The sequence below is a fragment of the Agrobacterium sp. ES01 genome, from assembly GCF_050320885.1.
In the GTDB taxonomy this organism is placed as follows: domain Bacteria; phylum Pseudomonadota; class Alphaproteobacteria; order Rhizobiales; family Rhizobiaceae; genus Allorhizobium.
This window is the reverse complement of record NZ_JBNQTH010000001.1, coordinates 597583-617415: the sequence shown is the minus strand read 5'-3', so window position 1 is coordinate 617415 and position 19833 is coordinate 597583. Positions and strand designations below refer to the sequence as shown.

The following is a 19833-nucleotide window of genomic DNA, read 5'->3' as shown; positions in this document are numbered from 1 at the left end:
CTCAGGCAGCCAGGCTCAACCGATCGCGACCACTGTGCTTGGAAGCGTAAAGCGCTGCATCGGCACGGGCAAAGACGGATTCGACTGTATCGCCCGCCATGATTTCTGAAATGCCGGCAGACGTGGTGTAGGTGAAGCTGGCGTCTTGCGCCAGCGGGTGACTTTCCCGTACGGATTTCAGCACCCGGGAAATCATGCCGCTGCTTTGCTCCAGACTGGTGTCTGGCAAGATCAGCATGAACTCCTCTCCGCCCACGCGTCCGAAAATATCGGTTCGGCGGATATGCTGCTGCACCGTGCGGGCAAAATGCACGATCAGAGCGTCACCGGCCTGATGACCATAGTCATCGTTGACCTGCTTGAAATAGTCGATATCGAAGAGGCATACACAGCCGCCACCGGTTTGACCGGCACTATTTCCCGCCAGCACATTGTCGAGCTGTTCCATGATGTGGCGACGGTTGGAGATACCGGTCAGATCATCGGTTTGCGAGGCGCGTCGGGCAAAGTCGCGGGTCTGGCGCAATTCCCGCTCGTCCATGCGTAACTCAGTGATGTCGACGCCGGTCATCAACAGCCAGCCATCTTCCCGCAGGCTTTCGACCACCCAGATCCATCGGCCGTCAACCAGGTCGACCTCGAAGCCGCGTTTTGTGGATTTTCCCCGGCGTGTAAATGCAGTTGCCAGCCAGGATTCAATATTGGGATCTTTGATCACGGGGCCGCGCTTTGCGGCGTGGTTTCGGCGCATGATATCCGCCCAGACGATGCTCTCTCCCTCGTCGACGAAGTAGGCATCCCGAAAGGCGGTATTGCAGTACTGCAGGCGATCGTCCGCGTCGAAAGCGGCCGTGATCACGCTGGCGCCGTCTTGCAGGTGCAACAGTTCGTCTGCGATGGACCGCATCCCGCCTTGGCTCCATGTGTCAATTCGAATGAACTTATAAGTATCCCACGGGAAGCTGAAAATTGCCTGAAGCAATTGCCTAAACTTTTCCCCTTTGGCCGCCCGGATTTGATTTTATCGCTCACCTCGGACAAAACACTTATTATGGTCCGTCTCCGACGGTCGGAACTACACGGGTTTTAGCTATGCGTTTTCTAATTTTTATCGCAACAGTCGTTATTTTCGCGACATCTGCCCAGGCGCAGGACAATCTCTCCGGTCGGTTTTTATTCCGCGTCGTCGAGCAATCGGAAGTCTATGCCGATACGCTTTCGGCCCTGATCAAGGGTCGCGGCGATATTCCAAATTGGGTGCGCAACATGGTCTCGCGCGGCGGTTATGTCGCCATGGGGTCGAGCCGCGAAACCGTCGATGGCAAGCCGATGGAGCGCTTCATGGCGTGCCAGGCAGGCCATTGCCCGGATAGCCAGCTGCATGTGCTGTTTTCGGCCGACGGCAAGCACGCTGTCATGCGCGTCGTCGACAAGGACAAGGGTGAAGTTTTCCTCGGCGATCCGAGCGATGCTGAAAAGGCCGCGCTGATTGCACCCGATGACTGAAGCGGAGGCCTTTTCGCTCGTTTCGATGAAGGAGGCAAGGCGGCGCCGGAAACAGTCATGCTGCAGCGCAATAAAATCTTGGCTGTCACCGTTCCCAAGCCGTCACAATTCATATAAACATTAGGAAATAAAGGCATTTCGGGTGGAGCAAGGGAATGACGAAGTGGGTCTACACGTTCGGCGGCGGTAAAGCCGAAGGCCGGGCGGTTGATCGCGAATTTCTGGGGGGAAAGGGTGCCAATCTGGCGGAAATGGCGGCACTGGGGCTACCGGTTCCTCCCGGTTTGACCATCGTCACGGATGCATGCGCCTATTACTACAAGAATGACCGCGCATTGCCCGATGGCTTGAAGGCGCAGGTGCTGGAAGGCTTGAAGGGTATCGAGGCCGAGACCGGTCGCCGCTTCGGCCATGACAAAGATCCGCTGCTGCTCTCGGTTCGCTCCGGTGCCCGCTCCTCCATGCCCGGCATGATGGATACGGTCCTCAATCTCGGTCTCAACGATGAAACGGTGCAGGCGCTGGGTCATTCGTCTGGCGACGCCCGTTTTGCCTGGGATAGCTACCGCCGATTCATCCAGATGTATGGTGACGTGGTGATGGGTCTCGACCATGTCGTTTTCGAGGAAATTCTCGACCACGAAAAGGCCATGCTCGGTCACGATAGCGATACCGAGCTCACTGCCGTCGATTGGCAGCACGTCATCACGCTCTACAAGGAAGCGATTGAAGAGGGTCTGGGCGAAAGCTTCCCCCAGGACCCCTACGATCAGCTCTGGCGCGCCATCGCAGCCGTCTTTGCAAGCTGGATGAACCCGCGTGCCGCAACCTACCGGATATTGCACAAAATTCCCGGCGAATGGGGCACCGCCGTCAATGTCCAGGCCATGGTCTTCGGCAATCTCGGCTCGACTTCTGCGACGGGCGTTGCCTTTACCCGCAATCCCTCGACGGGCGAAAAATCGCTCTATGGCGAATTCCTGATCAATGCCCAGGGCGAGGATGTCGTGTCCGGCATCCGCACGCCGCAATCCTTGACGGAGGAGGGCAGGCTTTCGGCCGTGTCGGAAAAGCCATCGCTGGAAAAGGCCATGCCAGAGGCCTTTGCCGAATTCACCGGCATCTGCACCCGTCTGGAAAGCCATTACCGCGACATGCAGGATCTGGAATTTACCATAGAGCGCGGCAAGCTGTGGATGTTGCAGGCCCGCTCCGGAAAGCGCACCACCAAGGCTGCCATGAAGATTGCCGTCGACATGGTGGCTGAAGGCGTGATCACGGAAGATGAGGCGGTCGCGCGCATTGAGCCATCTTCGCTGGATCAGCTTCTCCATCCGACAATCGATCCACGCGTCGAGCGCCATGTGATTGGCTCCGGACTGCCGGCATCGCCGGGTGCTGCCACTGGCGAGATCGTCTTTACCGCGGAAGAAGCCGTTCTGGCCGAGGAAGAAGGCCGCAAATGCATTCTGGTGCGCGTCGAAACCTCGCCTGAGGATATTCATGGCATGCATGCCGCCGAAGGTATCCTCACCACCCGTGGCGGCATGACCAGCCATGCGGCTGTCGTCGCACGCGGTATGGGCATTCCCTGCGTGGCCGGCGCAGGTACCATGCGCGCCGATTTGCGCAACGAGGTGTTGATCGGCATAGGCGTGACCCTGAAAAAGGGCGATATCATCACCATCGATGGCTCGTCCGGTCAGGTGCTCAAGGGCCATGTGCCCATGCTTCAGCCGGAATTGTCGGGCGATTTCGCCAAGCTGATGGAATGGGCCGACAAGACACGCCGCATGACGGTGCGCACCAATGCCGATACGCCGGGCGATGCCCGGGCCGCGCGCTCTTTCGGAGCCGAAGGCATCGGCCTTTGCCGCACCGAACACATGTTCTTCGAGGGCGAGCGCATTCAGGTGATGCGCGAGATGATCCTGGCGGAAGACGAACGGGGCAGGCGTGCGGCCCTCGACAAGCTGCTCCCCATGCAGCGTTCGGATTTCACCGAACTCTTTTCCATCATGCATGGCCTGCCGGTCACGATCCGCCTGCTCGATCCGCCGCTCCATGAATTCCTGCCGAAAACGGACGCGGAAATCGAGGAAGTGGCAGCGGCCATGGGCATCGACGTCGCTTTCATGCGCCGCCGAATGGACGCGCTGCATGAGTTCAATCCCATGCTCGGTCATCGCGGCTGCCGACTGGCGATTTCCTATCCTGAAATCGCCGAAATGCAGGCCCGCGCTATTTTCCAGGCAGCGGTTGCTGCTGCCCGTGAGACCGGTGCGCCGGTGGTGCCGGAAGTCATGGTCCCACTGGTGGGACTGAAGTCGGAACTCGATTATGTGAAGACGGTGATCGACCGCATTGCAAACGAAGTCATGGACGAAGCCGGGCTCTCCATTTCCTATCTCGTCGGCACCATGATCGAATTGCCAAGAGCGGCCCTGCGCGCCCATGTGATTGCCGAAGCCGCCGAATTTTTCTCGTTCGGCACCAATGATCTGACCCAGACCACATTCGGTATTTCCAGAGACGATGCCTCTGCCTTCATCACCACCTATCAGAAAAAGGGGGTGATCGAGCATGATCCCTTCATCTCGCTCGATTTTGACGGTGTGGGTGAACTGATCCGGATCGCGGCCGAGCGTGGACGCCAGACACGGCCCGACATGAAGCTCGGCATCTGCGGAGAACATGGCGGCGACCCGGCCTCGATCCATTTCTGCGAGAGTGCCGGCCTCGATTATGTGTCCTGCTCCCCCTTCCGCGTGCCGATCGCCAGACTTGCAGCAGCGCAAGCAGCCATCGAGGCAAGGAAAGCAGGCGAAGGGGCGGTCAGACGGTAGGCGCGGTCCGCACCATGGAGGGCCGGGCGGACATTTCCGTCCACCAGTCTTGCAGTGCCGGATAGTCGCCGATCAGCTTCTTGCCGTCCTCGGCCATCAGGAAATAGTCGAATATCGGCGCATAATAGAGATCGCCAAGCGACAGCGTGTCTCCCAGCAGCCAGGGGCCGTTTTGCTTGAAGCCTGAAAGCGCGCTCAGCACCTTTCGCGATATCTCCAGCGATGCCGCAAACCTGGCCTCGTCCATCGGCTGACCATTGGTTGGTTTTTCGACCTGCTCGACAAATACACCCCAGACCATATGCATATAGGCATAATTGTCGGCGATGCTGATGATCTGATTGCAGCGCGCCCGTGTCTCCGCGTCCTTTGGCTGTAGCGCCTGCCCCTCGAAGGCCTCGTCTATATAGCGCGTAATCGCCCCCGTCTCATAAAGCCGGAAACCGCCATGGTCGAAGGCCGGGATGCGGGCGAAGGGATGGCGCGCAAGGTAATCTGCAGATGGCCCCCCTTCGGCAAAGATATCGACGGGCACGAGTTCGTAGTCTACGCCCTTTTCCTCGAGCGCCAGCCGCGCAATGCGCACATAAACGCTATAGTCCGCGCCAAACAACCTGATATCCGTTCCCATGCTTTTGTCCTTGCGCCGTCGGCGCGGTTGCCGATCCTGATCGAAGAAAGCCGATCCTTGCAGCTTGGCGAGGAGGCTGCAATGATGACATAAGCTCGGCTTTGTGAAATAGCCGCATCATCTGAAATAAAGAGCAGTTCGTGGACATCCGGACTGGCTGAGTGAATGGCAAGCCGGAAGAACAATGAGCAACAGATCGCTTCCGTCGACAACACGGATGCACAATCAGCGTCAGCGCTTTCCCGTGCCGAGCGCCGCCGCCTTTTGCGTGAAGGCGTTGCGCAACTTGAGGCACCGAAAGCCGGATGGCCGCGCATCCGTGCCATCATGCAGACGTCGACCTTTCGCTTTGCCGCTGCGTTCTTCGCAGCGGGTCTGCTGATCGTCTTTTTCTCCCAGGTGCTGCCGCATGATTACGGCTTTCTCGAACTGGGCTGGCTGTTCACACTCTCCGTCTACGATCTGGTTCTGGCCATGCTCGGCCTTTCCGTGGCCGTCGCCATGGCCGGGACCGCGCGTCGCGCCGCCATGATCGTCGTGGTCTTTGCCGCGGTCATGTTGCCCATGCTGCTCGTCTTCGACCCGATTTTTACGGTCATCCGGGAATCGCCCTTGGGGCAGGTCCTGTTCCTGGTTGCACCTGCCGCCGTGTTCTGTTCCGGCGCGGTGCTCTGGCTGCCGGGCAAATGGCGCGACCATGCAGCCATTCTCGCATCAGCCATCGTCTCCTTGTCGCTTGCACTCTTCATCGGGCTCGATGATCTCGGCGTCGGTATTGCCGACTTTGCCTCAGGCGCGTTTTTCTGCGCGCTCTGGCTGATCATTGCGCCGGCATTGCTGCTTCGCCCTTTCAGGGGCGCATGGCTCACTATTCCGGCCCGCATTATCGGCAGCTGGCTGATCGTGATTTCCATGATTGTCACCGCCTCGCTTTACGTGCCGGACTTCCAGATTGCACCGCAAGTGCCTGCAATGGGTGACAATGCCGAACAGATCCTGCCCGGTGTCGGCGTTCAATCTCAGGGCGGTGGCACCATGATCCAGGTCGATCCTTCCGCTGGCGAGCCGTAGGAGGCAGCGAAGTCGCAATTGCGCGATGGATCGTCTTGTCGCATCGCCGCTGCGCCGATAAACAGTAAGGCGAGCCGCTTCGGCGACCCTGTGAGCATATGGATCCTTCATGTCAGTCCGCTACGACCGCCCGGTTTCCGTCTCGGCCCGTCTCGCCGGTCAGTTCGGTGTCTTTTCCATCACCATGCTCGTTGTCGTTTTCCTGTGGCATCGTTTTGGCCCCCTGACAGATCCGGATTTTGTCGGCCTTATACTTGTTGCGGCCATACCGGCGGCATTCGCGGTGCCGCTGGCCATCATTGGCCTTTGCCAGTTGTGGTATTCCGGCGCTTATGGCGGCCTCAAGGCGGCACGTGGGCTGATCCTCGGCCTGTTTCCACTCGCACTCGTCAGCTTTGCCGCTTACCGCTACATCGTTTTGCCGCCGATCTATGATGTGTCCACCGATCTGCTGGAGCCACCGCGCTGGATCGTGACGCCCGATGCACCGCAGAAATGGTTGCCCGACCGCCCCGAAATCACGCCGCAGATGCGCGAGGCGCAATTGATCGCCTATCCGGCCCTCAACGGTCGACGCTATGAAGGCGCGCTGGACCGCGTTTATGAGGCGGTACTGAAGGTTGCCCAGCAAAACGGCTTCAAGGTTATGGAAAGTCTGGGCGAGGAATATGCCGCGCCGGAACTCACACCCGAACAGGAAAAAGACCTGGAAGCTTCCGTCGAAGCGCCGGGCGGCGCCGTGGCGCCCGATGTCGGCCCGGTACCGTCACCGCGCCCCGAACCGGCGCCGCCGGGCGTGGAATCTCCGCTCAATCCACCGGGTATCGTGCGTCTGCAGGTCGATACACGCAGCTTCTTCTTCGGCTTTCCCTTCGATGCGGTGATCCGGCTGCGCGAGGAAGCGGAAACGACACTGGTGGATATCCGCGTGGCCAGCCGCTACGGGCCGCATGATCTGGGCTTCAGTGCCGAGATCGCCCAGCGCTTTCTTCACGCTCTCGATGCCGAATTGCTGGGGATCGCCGGCGGGTGATGGTTTCGCTCAAGCCGGGTGGTAGTCGCCGTCAAGTCTAGGCGGTCCGTCGGTCGTGATCGCGCCTTTTTCCACCAGATCCTCGATATGGGCCAGAACCGAGAGCGCTGCTGCGCCATGCAGCTTGGGACTGGTCGAGGCGTAGATCACCTTTACCATGTCGGCGATCTTGCGGTCACCCGCCTTGATCCGCTCCAGGATCGCACGTTCGCGCATGCGCCGGTGCGTGCGAAGGCCGCGCAGAAAAGCCGAGGGCTGTTTGACTGGCCCGCCATGGCCTGGAAAATAGATCCGGTCCTCGCGCGCCAGCAGTTGCTCGAGCGAAGCCATGTAATCGCTCATCGAACCGTCGGGTGGCGCAACGATGGATGTTGCCCAGGCCATCACATGATCTGCGGAAAAAAGAATGCCGCTATCGGCAAGTGCAAAGGCTACATGATTGGCGGTATGTCCGGGCGTCAGCACCGTCTCCAATGTCCACCCGTCGCCCTCGACCCTGTCGCCGTGCTGGAGCGTGATATCCGGCATGAATAGCGTATCCGAGCTTTCCCCGAAGGGATTGCTTTCGCCGTCATGCAGAACGCGCGATGCGCGGTGCGGACCTTCGGCCACAATCACGGCACCCGTTGCAGCCTTCAACCTCCCCGCCAGCGGCGAATGGTCCTTATGGGTATGGCTCACGGCAATATGGGTTACTTCCCGTCCCTCCAAAGCCGCCATCAGTGCCTCAAAATGGGCGTCGTCGTCAGGACCCGGGTCGATCACCGCCACCGACCTGTCGCCGACGATATAGCTGTTGGTACCGTGAAAAGTGAAGGGGGAGGGATTGTTGACCGTGATGCGCTGGACGTGTCTCGCAACAGGGACAGCCGTTCCGTGTGCCGGCTCGAACGACAGGTCGAATTCCAGGCTCTCCGGCGCCGGCGTCTTCATTTGTATTCGATCTCGATAAAGCTCATCGCTCGCTCGCCGCCATTGATGACATTATGTTCCACGCCGGCATCGCGCCGATAAGCCTCTCCGGCCTGACTGGTCACCCGCCGTTCGCCGTCCTTGTCCTCGATCAGGAAATGGCAGTCTGTCAGCGGCACCACCACATAGCCCATGCCATGGATGTGATGGCCCGTTGCCGCACCCGGTTCGAAATCCCAGCGCGTAATGCGAACATTGGCATCGTCTTGCAGGACGGTGGAAAGGGCGGGGATACGAGCAGAATAACCGGGCATGGGCAATGATCCTGATGCTGAACGAGACAGAAGTGTTATCGCGCCCGGCCTTGGCAGGCAAAGAAAAAGGCGGCGGCCCGAAAGCCACCGCCTGTTTTTGAAAGATCATCTCTCTCCATAGGATCGAGATCGACACGCGGCCTCAGGCCGCGCGGCGTTCGTGGCGGCCTTCTTCGACCTCTTCCACGATCTTGGACACAAACGCATCCAGATCCTCAGGGGAACGCGAGGTGATAATGCCCTTGTCGGTCACAACGGCCTCGTCGTGCCAGCGGCCACCGGCATTGATGACATCTGTCTTGATCGACGAATAGGATGTCACGTCAACACCCTTCACGGCATCGGCCTCCACCAGTAGCCAGGGCGCGTGGCAGATGGCTGCAACCACCTTGCCGCTGTCGACAAAGTCACGCACCAGCTTGACGGCATTGGCCTCCTTGCGCAGCAGATCCGGATTGATCTGTCCGCCGGGAAGAACGATGGCGTCGTAGTCGGCGATATTGACGTCATCAATCGTCAGATCGACGTCGATCGTGTCGCCCCAATTCTTCTCGTCCCAGCTCTTGATCGGCTCCTTCTTCAAGGATGCGATGGTGACCTTGGCCCCCTGTGCGTTCAGCTTGTCAAAGGGCACGCGAAGTTCCGAGCGCTCATAGCCGTGCGTGGCGATAATGAGAATGTTCGAAGATGTAATCGAGGTCATGATGTCCTCCTTTTCGGGTTGCTAATGGTCTGCCTAATCAACCGTTGGGCCGCCATGATGTTCCCGCCCGATTTTTGCCATGGTCGAAGAGAGCGCGTGTGAAGCACGAAAGCCGGTAAAAAACCGTCAGGGCATATTGCCCACCCGCCAGTCCTTTGCTATCAGGCAGCACCATCGACGAACGCCAATTGCGCGTCGATCGGGTTTTGGGGCGTAGCCAAGCGGTAAGGCACTGGTTTTTGGTACCGGCATGCGGAGGTTCGAATCCTCCCGCCCCAGCCACACTCTCTCTTCCTTGATGATCCATCGAATAACGCCTGGCGCTGCTCAATCGTGCGTCTACGGGCCGCCTCGTGGCATGGCGTCTCGCCTTCTCGCGCCGCTTGGCCGGTGACCCGCACCACATCATCCACTGGGTTCCGATCATCGGCACATGGTCTTAATAAGAAGTTAGGTAATGCTAACGGCCAGTGAAGTGTTGATTGTGAGTATAACTAAGTATTAACCATAAAAAATGAGACCTATACGCACTTTATTAACCCTAACAGATATATAAACTCTGCCATCCTCAGCAAGTATTGCGTTGGAGGTTTCTGTTGGCGAATGCAGCGGTTCCGTAGTCTGTTGCGTTAGCTGTCTGATGTTGTTTTTGCGTGAGTGTGTCATGATTAGCTTCAATACCAATAGTGCGGCGCTTGGCGCTCTCGATATCCTTCGCTCCACTGATAGCCAGCGAAACAACTCTCTTTCACGCATGCAAAGCGGCTACCGCGTTGCCACCGCCAGTGACGATGCTGCCTATTGGTCGATCGCAACCACCATGCGGTCCGACAATCAGACCTTGGCTGCAGTGGAAGATGCCCTGGGAATGGCCAGCGCCGTGGTCGATACCGCATATAATGGATTTGAGAGCGCGACCGATCTCATGGCGGCGTTCAAACAGCGTCTTGTCCTGGCCCGCGAGCCGGGTGTCGATCGCGACAAGATCAATGAGGAGCTGACGGTCTACAAGCAGGAGCTTCAGACCATCGCCCATGCTTCCTCATTCTCGGGCGAGAACTGGATGTGGCGCACCTCAACCGTGGATGACCGCGATCGGTCGCTGGTCGGCTCGTTTCACCGCGAAACAAGTGGTGAGATCAAGGTCACCGATGTCAATTACGAGATCGCCGGAACGGCGGGCACCACGGACGTCAATTTCCTCGTCGACGATCTCTCGGGCGACAGCGGCATCCTGACCGGAAGCGGCTTTGCCGCAGCCCTTGGCACCTCCAGGACATGGGTCATGTTCAATGGCGAAAATGGTCCGACCTATGATGAGATGACCATCGGCGAAAACACCACCGATGCGGAAATCGAGGAGATGATCAGCGTCGTTGACGCGATGGCTGAACGCGTGACGGATGTCAGTTCTTCCGTGGGCGCGCTATCCAAGCGCGTGGAGCTGCAGACAAGCTTTGTCAAGGATCTGCAGGACTCGCTGACCTATGGGGTTGGCCGCATGGTCGATGCCGATCTCAATGAGGAAGCGACCCGTTTCAAGGCGCTGGAAACCCAGCGCAAGCTCGGCATGGAATCGCTGTCCATGATCAACACGACCTATATCGATTTCTTCGAGTTGATGTCGGCCTGACCGCCCGCTCGACGAAAACGGCATTCCTGGGAACACTGCGCTGCGCCGGATGGTGGAGCGCAGTGTCTCTGTCGGCAGGAAGACGTGCTGCGTTTATGGCTTGCCGAGGAATTCTTCGCAGTAGCTCGGGCCGCCATCGATGCCGGGTTTGTCGACCACCAGACGCACGCTGCGGATCACGTAATCTGGGGAAACGGTCAACTGCGCTTCGCAGCGCACATATTCGGTGCGGGCCGAATGCAGCATCTTGCCCTTCTTGCCATTGATGGTCTCGTAAACCGCCGGGATCGTCCGTGTCTGGTATCCGCCACGCCAGGTGTAGAGCGTGCTGCCGCCGGCGGCCGTGTCGCTGATCGGCGGACCGAACTTGGCAAAGAAGGCCCCGGCCTGCTGCCCGTTCCAGCGCGCTTCGACATCATTGCGTGGCACGCCCGTGGTTGTGCATCCTGCAAGTGCCAGTATCAGGCCTGTGGTGACGGTCGCGCGAAAATTCATCTGTCTTCCCTTAAGAGTGAACAATTCAAACGAAGGAGAATTGCGCAATCTGCAAGCCCGCAAGTCCAAGGGCGCGCCGTGCCAGTCCCATCGTCAACAGCCCCCGTGTAAACCCATTCGTACACGGGTGAAATCGCTCAAGGCGACCTGCCGTTAAATTATCTCATCTGATGCAAGCGTGTCACGTTTGCAGTTGTTCCCGTCAACAGCGACGAGGCCGACACACAGGCGGATGAATACCGGTCTCAACAATTGAGACTTTCGTCGTATGTTTTTCACATTCCCGCTTGTGCATGAAAAAAGGCTGGTTTATGAAAACGCCGCTGGTCGCGGAGTGTAGCGCAGTCTGGTAGCGCACCACGTTCGGGACGTGGGGGTCGCAAGTTCGAATCTTGCCACTCCGACCAGCTTGAATTGATTGTATCAGTTCGTTTTTCCGCTGACTTTTTCCTTCTTCTACAACCTATATCCGAGAAAGCCGACAGCGTTCAGCTAATGTCTATCGAGCCATAAAGATGGTGCTGACCGTGCTGGAACTCGAAGAAGAGACCGCAAATGGTGTGTCTGAGCGCCTTACGATCGACGGATCCATAGACGACACTGCAACTCCTTTCAGAAACGACGACTACAACCAGCGCGCCTCTTTTAAGCAACGCTCCGTTGAAATTCATTTGGTTGTTGGAGGGCATCTTTGTATGGTTATCTTCAACACGCAAGGGAACGCATCGTTCTGGTCATGGCTTGCGGGGCTTGATTTGCCTCTAGTGAGCGAAAGCGCCACGTAAGCCGGTCCAATCATGTGTTTTTCTTTCATGAGATGGCACCCAGGGTAGCTAGGTGGGGGATGTATTCCGCGGCTCAAGGTACTCTCGAGATTGCCCGTCCACCTGTGTATCCGGCCCTGCAGGTAGAATTTACTGTTTGTCGAACCTTACAAGTGGCGTTGACAACAATTTAAGACCCGAAGCTAGCCGTTGGGGGCGCCAACAACGCAGAATTCGAATCTTTGGATTTTTAGGAGGTTAGGCAATTGGGTTTGCGAAGATTTCTCGGGTTGAAAAAAATGAAGGCCCAGCCGCCGTTCCCATCTCTGAAACAGTCCACCGCGCAGTTGCATCAAGATAGCTGGGTGGTGCACGAGACGAATGAAAAGAAAGGTGGTTTCTTTGTTGAGATCGGTGCCTTTGACGGCATTTCTCTGAGCAACACCTATATCTTGGAAAAAGATTTTGGCTGGAATGGCATCCTGGTGGAGCCCAATCCAACTCACACAATCCCGATCTTATCTAGACGAAAAGCGAGCCTGTGTACGCAGCCTATAGATAAAGTGACAGGTACCAATGTTACGATGCGCTTCTTGATCAATACGCCAGAACTATCCAGTTTGTCTTCCGCCTCACAAAAAGACATGCATGCGGCCCATCGCCGGAAGGACTATGTTGAGATAGAAATGCCATCCCTGAATGTAAATGAACTCTTAGAGAAAAACGCAGCGCCTATGATAATAGACTACATGAGCATAGACACAGAGGGTAACGAGCTCGACATATTAAATTCGTTCGATTTTGAGACGTACAAGGTGTCGCTTTTCTCGGTAGAGCACAATTTCACAGAAGATGAAGTGAAAATTGATAGTATTTTGTTCGAGAACGGATATGAAAGGGTGCACAGGGATTTCTCGAATTTCGACGCGTGGTATCGTCGCGAGAATTCATAACGTAGGTCCGCGAGGACAGGCAGTGGGCTAATAGCGGTCAGCGGTGTAATCGCTGCAACGTTCATCGCCCCGAGACTCCAGCGCTCGCAGTTTGGGCGTTTTGGGTAGTGCTTCTCGCAAACAAGGACGTATCGATTGTCGTTGTATTGCATGACTGCATCCGATATCCGAGTCGGGTCTCACGACTGTAACCTCATCGGCCGGCAAGTTTTTTGACCAATATTAGCACGATGTCGGTGAGTATTGGAGAGCCATCGGCTCTCCTTACGCATAAACAATTCGACAGATTAGAGTCCGAATTAGGTGAGCAAGCCGCATCCTCATCTTTTCGCGCTAATAACCATCGCTTTATTCAATAAACACCGCCTGATTTTCTGGCTGGGAGACTAATATGGGTATTGGGCTTAGCCGCCTCTGGAAAAAGAAGCGCATTGGAAGCATGGCGCTTGACGAGGTCAGGTTCCTGAAATCGCGCGGCACCACCCTGTATCTCGATGTGGGGGCGAATATCGGGCAGACGGCGCGGGGTCTCCGGTCCGCCGGTTGGGACGGGCAGATCATTTCCTTCGAGCCGCTACCGGACTGTTTCCAAGAACTGCATAAATCCGCCATTTCCGACTCGAAATGGTCCGCTCTTAATATGGCGCTCGGCGATACAGACAGCATGGCGGATATGGGAGTATCCAAAAGCAGGGCCTCCAGTTCGTTACGGAAAACCACGGAGCTTCTAACCTCCATACATGAGCCTACAACGTACGAGGCCACCATACAGGTGCCGGTGAAGAGACTGGACACAGTTCTTCCTGGCATAGCTTCGGACCGCGATATCATTCATTTGAAAATTGACACACAGGGTTATGAGAAAAACGTAGTAGAAGGCGCGCTCGGTGCTATCGGTCGGATTGATTCCATACGGATGGAGGTTGCAATATCGGAAGTCTACGAAGGCGAAATGACTCTGCCCGACGCAATTTTAAAGATGAAGGAATTAGGTTTTCTCTTGGTCGACGCATGGAATGGCTGGCGCCATCCACGAACGAACGAATTGCTGCAGCTTGATCTCCTTTTTCGAACCGGAGCAATGTCGGCTTGACTGCTTCGGTCGATATATGCCGAATGAGGCGGATCTATTCCTAGTCGCAGCATCGTCACAACCAAACCGGCAGTTTCCGCATCCACTCGACAATATTAATCTGTCTGGCAAACCCGCTGTTCAGCTTCCTGCGTGCTGGTATTCGTAAGGAGGCATCTGCTTGACGGGCTTTTCGACTTTGTCGCGCGCAATGCTTCCAGCCGGCTGATTGCGCAAGATCGAAGCCCAATGCCGACGATCGCGAAGCTGTTTTTGTCCGAGCTACAACTGTGCTTGACGCCATCAAACCTTGTTGCGATGAAGCACCCGACCGTGGGGAACGCGAAGATCGAGAGAGAACGTGGCAGAAAAGATTGTCGTCCAGGCTTGGACCCAAAAAGCCCGAAACTATGAGCAGACCGCAAAAGACGGATTCTGGGGTATTGGTGATCTGCTCCGGGGCTCCAATGTTCTGTTCGATGCCTGCAAGGCCATAGGTGCTGGCTATGTTCTCGATATAACCGGTCATCCTGTCTCAAATATATTCACGCCTGCCAACAGCGTTGGCGCCGACCCCGGCGATGTCGAATTCTGGACGTTCGGCCCTCCGGAGGAGGTGTCGGAACGTCTCACCAATGCCCTCGCTGTCAGCGACCGCTTGGTCCTTAACACCAATGGTGGTCGCAACTGGCCAGCGGAGTCGTCGGCCGACTGGAGCAAATTGGTTCGCCAGGTCATGACGCCAAACCCAATCTTCGAGCAGCATCTGGCACAGGTCATGCCGTCCGAGCCCTACAATATCTTCCACTTCCGCTTGGGGGATGCGGGTTTGGTTCGAGGGGAAAAATCCCAATTGCGGCGTGCCATACAAGCGTTGGACCGGCATGGAGAACACGACGATATTGTCATCACGGACTCACTGGAATTTCAGGAATATATCCGCAATCACAGGAAGTGTTTCCGCGTCAGCGACGCAATACCGGTCCATACCGGCCTAAGTTCTGACACGACAACCATTGCACAGACAATGGGCGATTTTTTTCTGATTGGTCATGCCAAGAAGGCAAAAAGCTACAGCGTTTACGGCCACACCTCAGGCTTTGTCGTCGCCGCATCGCGCCTGTTCGATGTCCCCTTGATATCCCTGAGTGTTAGATCAAAGAGCCGCACGAAGAATCTCTTCAAAAAACTCAAAACGCTCTGGCGTTGAAGAATATCAAGATGTCCGCTTTGTAATTCGCAGATGCCCATGCTCCGGCTTTGGTAACCGGTCCAATACATCCTGGTATAGAGTTTCTAGCGGCAATCAATCTTACGATTTTCCGGTGCAGCCTGTGCATTTGTTCTGCCCGTCCAAGCCGGTGCCGGCATGTTCAGTAGAACACTTATAAATATGTATTCTTATCAAAAAGCACGCTAAAATAGATTCAACAGAATCTAAATTAGATAGTTCTTAATGATGTGCATGATATCCCTTTGCCCATGGCAAGGGAGGCGTCAATGGCGGCAGTCGGAAAGATCATCGTGTCGGATATGGCATCGGATTCCGATTGGCTTTTGCCGTCTTCGACAATGTCTCTGCGTCCCCACATCCCCACAGCAATGCAGCACGCCGGAAATTTGGCCATTCAAGGCCTTGGCTGTCTCACACGCCTGTCGCAATGCCGCGCACCATCTTCGGGCGCCCATTTGGCACGGCATCCGATGAAAGCCGAGAGTTCGCCTACGGCAGGCTTCCGTTTCGACAGCATGGCATTTGCGCAGCTTCAGGAGAACTCTGATGCTTGACTACGTCGCTCCACCCACGGAAACCCAGACATTTTCCTCGAGCGGCGGACGCGTTCTGCTGGTTGACGATGACCGGATCGGCATTCAGATTTTGAAGGCCCTTCTCGAGAGCCTCGGCTATTGCGTCGATACCGCGGAAAACGGCGCCGATGCCTATGCCCTGCTGCGAGAAGATCCCGGTTGCGTGGATCTGGTGGTCACGGACCGGCTGATGCCGGTGATGGACGGCCTGGCACTGACGCGCCGGCTCAAGCGCGATCCGAAGGCTGCCGATATTCCGATCGTCATCTTGACCGGGGCCATGGAAGTGGACGAAATCGCGTCCGGCATCGAGGCGGGAGCCTTCTATTATCTCTCCAAACCCGTCATCCCTGAAATTGTCAGATCGGTGCTGGATTCGGCGATGCAGCGTTCGCGCCGCATGCAGGTCATCGCCGAGAAACCCCAGGGTCTGCAAGCGGGTTTCGCCAATGTGCAGATCCTGCGCACCACCCTGTCCAAGGCGTCAGAGGTTGAACGCGTCTGTCGTCTGTTGGCCAATGTCCATCCCCATCCGGAAACGGTGATTCAGGGTATCTACGAACTCGTTCAAAACGCCGTGGAGCATGGCTTGCTGCGCTTCAACAGGGAGACCAAGGAGCGTTTGCTGTCAAACGGCACCTGGCTGCAGGCGATGGCCGACCGCGCCCGCGATCCGGCATATGGGCACGGCATCGTCGAAGCAAACATGCTCAGACGTCCGGATTCGCTCGTCCTCACCGTCAAGGATCCCGGTCCGGGCTTCGACTGGAAGCCCTGTCTGGTGGATGGACCGCCTTCGCCTTCGGCCTTGTGTGGTCGCGGTATCGCGCGGGCAGTGGATTTCATTTTCGACGGCCTGACCTACAATGAGGCGGGCAACGAAGCGACGGCAATCATGCAATTGCGACAGGCATTCAGGTGCTAGTCCATGACGGCTGACGGAACGACACGGATAGCCATCCGTCCGAGATATTTTCTCGTTGCGCTGATACTTGTCCTGACGGCATCCCTGCTGGCCTGGTTGGTCATTTCTGCCGTGCGGGTCAGCATGGCAGATTTTGAACAGGACACCGACAATGCATCGAAACTGGTGCGCCAGAAACTGGATACGGTGGCCATCCGCTTGAAGGATCTGTCGACCTTTGTCGCATCGGGCATGGAGGATCAGATCAAGGCCAAGCTCAGTCGGATCAGTCGGGTGTCACCCTATATGACCGAGCTTGGCTATGTCCGCTCCGATCATCCAGGTTCGCCGCAGATCTATTATAGCCAAACATCTCATATGGATCCGAAAGCGGCTGATTTCCCGGAGATTCTCGCAGCGTTGAACGCGCAGCCCGGTCAGGTTGCATTCTTCGCAAAAGCCTTCAAACCAGCCTCGGTTTTCAGCCGATTGAGCGAGGACGATCTGGTTTTCGCTCAAAGTACCAGGGCACCCAATGCGCTGGGGCTGAGATCCCATCTTGATCCGTTTCTTGTGACCTATGCGGTCATCGACATGCATCAGCTTCTGGTGCAGTCGGCTGCCGAATTGCGCAATGCGCAACTGGTCGGGGTCCACTATACGACCGATGGAATGTATCGCGAACTGGAGATCGAGCAGGTCGACAACAGGAGCCTGCTGCAACTGGTCATGTCGCAGACCAAATCCGTTCCCGTGCTCGCCTCCAACAATCTCAACATGGTTCTCGAACTGAGAGGCGATTTCAAGGGCGGAGCAACGCTGTTGTTCTTCGTGCTCGGCATATTGACCCTGTCTTCGATTGCGACCGGGTTGTTCATCATGGCGGAATTCCGCAATCAGGCCGTGCGAAAAACCTTGCAACAGGCAGCCGAACGCGAACGTGTGGCCAATAATGCCAAGTCGGAATTTCTGGCCAATATGAGCCACGAAATCCGCACGCCGCTGAATGGCGTTCTGGGCATGTCTGAATTGCTTGCCAGATCCAGTCTGACACCGGCGCAGCAACGCTATGCCGATCAGATCAAGACCTCGGGCATGACACTGCTGGGCATCCTGAACGATATTCTCGACATGTCGAAGCTGGAGAGCGGTCAGTTGGCCATCGACGCGGTCCGCATCGATTTGCCCGCCCAGCTTCGCGAAACGCTCAGCTTCTTCACCGCCAATGCTCGCGCCAAGGGCATCGGCTTGCTGCTGGATATCGATGTTGACGTGCCCACTGCCGTGGTGGTCGACCCCATGCGCCTGCGCCAGATCCTTTCCAATCTCGTATCGAATGCCATCAAGTTTACCGAGGTGGGCGAAATTGTCGTGTCGGTCTCCTTCACGCCCTCGCAATCGGGGGAGGGCCATGTCGTTATCGCGGTCAGAGATCAGGGTATTGGCATGAAGCAGGAAGAGGCGGATCGCCTGTTCAGGCGCTTCAGCCAGGCCAATGCGGCAACCACACGCAATTACGGGGGCACGGGCCTGGGACTGGCCATCTGCAAACAGCTTTGCGATGCCATGGGCGGAACCATCACGGTTGAAAGCGAGCGCGGAAAGGGCTCCACCTTCTATGTCTCGCTGCCGGCTGCTGTCGAACAACAGGAGCAGATGCCAATCTGGAAGTTTGGCGATATTGCCATTGTCAGCAATTCCGACGGTGTTGCAGCCATTGTCGACAAGGCCCTTGCCAATGCGGGCGTCCGACCGAAACGCTTCCGCTACACACGGGATCTTTCCAGTCGTCTTTTGGCGGGACCGGAAGGCGGTCGCGAGAACTTCAGCCTGATCCTGTTCAACGATGACGGGGATGTGCATCACGCCAAGGACGAATGGAATGCGATCAAGGGCAAGATCGCGCCGGCAGCCAAATCGGTCATATTGGGCGAAATGCAAAGCAACCGGAATTACGTTGCTTTCGATGGTGTCGTAGTCAAACCCTTTGCGCCCACGGGCCTCATGGAAACCGTCATGCGCGTTATGGCGGATGGAGACGAACTGATCTCGCCAGAAGCGGCCGCGAAGCGCGCGCCAAGGTCCACGCGCCGGTTTGACGGTTACAAGCTGCTGCTGGTCGATGACAACCACGTGAATCTGCTGATCGCCGAGGAGTTCCTGAGTGAATACGGTTTCCAGGTGGTCACGGTCACGGATGCACGCAAGGCCATTTCTGTCGCACAGACAGGTGATTTCGACTTGATTTTCATGGACTGCCAGATGCCGGACATGGACGGATACGAGGCAGCCGAAATTCTCCGTCAGTTGATGTTGGAAGACAGGATTCGCCGCGTTCCGATCGTCGCGCTCACGGCCAATGCGCTGAAGGGCGACAGGGAGAAATGTCTAAGGGCCGGCATGGACGAGTTCGTTGTCAAGCCGCTGCAGACCCAAAGCTTAAGCGACATGTTCGAACGTCTGGTCACAATGGATGAATTTGGCGGGCTGACCAGGAACCGCACAGGACCAGCCGTCAGCACTGCGCCAGCCACGGCGACACCCGTCGAGGAAGCCAACCAGCCTTTGGCTATCCCGTCACCGCTGGAGACCGTCGAAGAGGTGCGGCGAACCGAGATCTCTCAAAGCCCGGATACCGCTTTGCCGAAACTGACGCTGGTGGCTGAAACGCCGCCCATGCAGCAGGGCAGTGATCAGGACCTATCGATCATGGATGTCGTCGTCTTCAAGCGAACCCGCGCATCGATGAAGAAGTTCGATACGCTCATGTCCTTCTACCGCAATGATACAGCCGACTACATGGAGGCGATCCGGCAGGCTTTGCACAACGGCGACGAGAAACTGGCAATTCTGCCGGCGCACACAATCAAGAGTTCCAGCGCTATGATCGGTGCTGTCGGCCTCTCGGCGCTGGCGGCCAAGATGGAAAAGCATCTTCGCATGCTGGATGCACCATCCGAGACCGAACTGGCATCCATTTTTGAAAAAATGCAGACCGCCTTTGAAGCGACGCTCAGACAGATCGATCTGCTTGTCGTTCAAAAGGAAGACCGGGCCGTCGGGTAAGTTCCTATAGCGGCTGTGTCAGCCACCTGCATTTTCTCGCTGGGTGCCGGCAATTGCCAAAAATGCGGTCACTGCAGTCGCACTTGCCAAAAACCCTTATTTCGCTATTTTCATCGTTATG

General features: G+C 56.8%; 17 protein-coding genes and 2 tRNA genes. 13 read left to right on the top strand and 6 right to left on the bottom strand.

Going from position 1 to position 19833, the window contains the following annotated elements:
- Position 1: 1 nt before the first annotated feature.
- Positions 2-907, bottom strand: coding sequence for a GGDEF domain-containing protein (locus ACQQ2Q_RS03190; RefSeq protein ID WP_428185570.1), 906 nt, complete (start codon positions 905-907; stop codon positions 2-4).
- A 185-nt stretch (positions 908-1092) separates the two neighbouring features.
- Between ACQQ2Q_RS03190 and ACQQ2Q_RS03185 the strand changes: the two genes are divergently transcribed.
- Positions 1093-1506 (top strand): Ivy family c-type lysozyme inhibitor, encoded by a 414-nt coding sequence (locus ACQQ2Q_RS03185; protein ID WP_428185569.1) that lies wholly within the window; start codon positions 1093-1095, stop codon positions 1504-1506.
- 155 nt (positions 1507-1661) lie between these two features.
- On the top strand, positions 1662-4352 hold the full coding sequence (gene ppdK, locus ACQQ2Q_RS03180) for a pyruvate, phosphate dikinase (protein ID WP_428185568.1): 2691 nt from the start codon (positions 1662-1664) through the stop codon (positions 4350-4352).
- On the opposite strand, the gene ACQQ2Q_RS03175 is transcribed toward ppdK, so the two are convergent.
- Positions 4342-4983: a glutathione S-transferase family protein gene (locus ACQQ2Q_RS03175; protein ID WP_428185567.1), complete on the bottom strand. Its 642-nt coding sequence runs from the start codon at positions 4981-4983 to the stop codon at positions 4342-4344. The two genes, ppdK and ACQQ2Q_RS03175, sit on opposite strands and share 11 nt — an antisense overlap.
- 165 nt (positions 4984-5148) lie before the next feature.
- On the opposite strand from ACQQ2Q_RS03175, the gene ACQQ2Q_RS03170 reads away from it, so the two are divergent.
- Positions 5149-6054, top strand: a complete 906-nt coding sequence (locus ACQQ2Q_RS03170; protein ID WP_428185566.1) for a hypothetical protein — start codon at positions 5149-5151, stop codon at positions 6052-6054.
- Between the two features lie 109 nt (positions 6055-6163).
- A complete protein-coding gene (locus ACQQ2Q_RS03165) occupies positions 6164-7087 on the top strand; it encodes a DUF1499 domain-containing protein (protein ID WP_428185565.1) in 924 nt (307 codons plus the stop codon).
- 9 nt (positions 7088-7096) lie between these two features.
- Here ACQQ2Q_RS03165 and ACQQ2Q_RS03160 read toward each other — a convergent pair whose 3' ends face one another.
- The 3 genes from ACQQ2Q_RS03160 to ACQQ2Q_RS03150 form a co-directional block, all read right to left on the bottom strand.
- The gene (locus ACQQ2Q_RS03160) at positions 7097-8020 is read right to left on the bottom strand and encodes an MBL fold metallo-hydrolase (protein WP_428185564.1); all 924 of its coding nucleotides are present in this window, start codon (positions 8018-8020) and stop codon (positions 7097-7099) included.
- Positions 8017-8313: a cupin domain-containing protein gene (locus ACQQ2Q_RS03155; protein ID WP_428185563.1), complete on the bottom strand. Its 297-nt coding sequence runs from the start codon at positions 8311-8313 to the stop codon at positions 8017-8019. Before ACQQ2Q_RS03155 ends, ACQQ2Q_RS03160 begins: the two co-directional genes overlap by 4 nt.
- Positions 8314-8455: 142 nt before the next feature.
- Positions 8456-9016: a type 1 glutamine amidotransferase domain-containing protein gene (locus tag ACQQ2Q_RS03150; protein WP_428185562.1), complete on the bottom strand. Its 561-nt coding sequence runs from the start codon at positions 9014-9016 to the stop codon at positions 8456-8458.
- 207 nt (positions 9017-9223) lie between these two features.
- Here ACQQ2Q_RS03150 and ACQQ2Q_RS03145 point away from each other — a divergent pair.
- Both ACQQ2Q_RS03145 and ACQQ2Q_RS03140 read left to right on the top strand, forming a co-directional pair.
- Positions 9224-9298 (top strand) — tRNA-Gln (locus ACQQ2Q_RS03145).
- A 382-nt stretch (positions 9299-9680) separates the two neighbouring features.
- Positions 9681-10649, top strand: coding sequence for a flagellin (locus ACQQ2Q_RS03140; protein WP_428185561.1), 969 nt, complete (start codon positions 9681-9683; stop codon positions 10647-10649).
- A 93-nt stretch (positions 10650-10742) separates the two neighbouring features.
- Here ACQQ2Q_RS03140 and ACQQ2Q_RS03135 read toward each other — a convergent pair whose 3' ends face one another.
- On the bottom strand, positions 10743-11144 hold the full coding sequence (locus tag ACQQ2Q_RS03135) for a hypothetical protein (protein WP_428185560.1): 402 nt from the start codon (positions 11142-11144) through the stop codon (positions 10743-10745).
- A gap of 330 nt (positions 11145-11474) precedes the next feature.
- Between ACQQ2Q_RS03135 and ACQQ2Q_RS03130 the strand changes: the two genes are divergently transcribed.
- The 7 genes from ACQQ2Q_RS03130 (at position 11475) to ACQQ2Q_RS03100 (ending at position 19712) form a co-directional block, all read left to right on the top strand.
- Positions 11475-11551 (top strand) — tRNA-Pro (locus ACQQ2Q_RS03130).
- Positions 11552-11659: 108 nt separating this feature from the next.
- On the top strand, positions 11660-11929 hold the full coding sequence (locus ACQQ2Q_RS03125; protein WP_428185559.1) for a hypothetical protein: 270 nt from the start codon (positions 11660-11662) through the stop codon (positions 11927-11929).
- A gap of 278 nt (positions 11930-12207) precedes the next feature.
- The gene (locus ACQQ2Q_RS03120) at positions 12208-12861 is read left to right on the top strand and encodes an FkbM family methyltransferase (protein WP_428186470.1); all 654 of its coding nucleotides are present in this window, start codon (positions 12208-12210) and stop codon (positions 12859-12861) included.
- Positions 12862-13252: 391 nt separating this feature from the next.
- A complete protein-coding gene (locus ACQQ2Q_RS03115) occupies positions 13253-13954 on the top strand; it encodes an FkbM family methyltransferase (protein WP_428185558.1) in 702 nt (233 codons plus the stop codon).
- A 340-nt stretch (positions 13955-14294) separates the two neighbouring features.
- Positions 14295-15143: a hypothetical protein gene (locus tag ACQQ2Q_RS03110; protein ID WP_428185557.1), complete on the top strand. Its 849-nt coding sequence runs from the start codon at positions 14295-14297 to the stop codon at positions 15141-15143.
- Positions 15144-15713: 570 nt separating this feature from the next.
- Positions 15714-16667: a response regulator gene (locus tag ACQQ2Q_RS03105; protein ID WP_428185556.1), complete on the top strand. Its 954-nt coding sequence runs from the start codon at positions 15714-15716 to the stop codon at positions 16665-16667.
- A gap of 3 nt (positions 16668-16670) precedes the next feature.
- On the top strand, positions 16671-19712 hold the full coding sequence (locus tag ACQQ2Q_RS03100) for an ATP-binding protein (RefSeq protein ID WP_428185555.1): 3042 nt from the start codon (positions 16671-16673) through the stop codon (positions 19710-19712).
- The last annotated feature ends 121 nt before the right edge of the window (positions 19713-19833 follow it).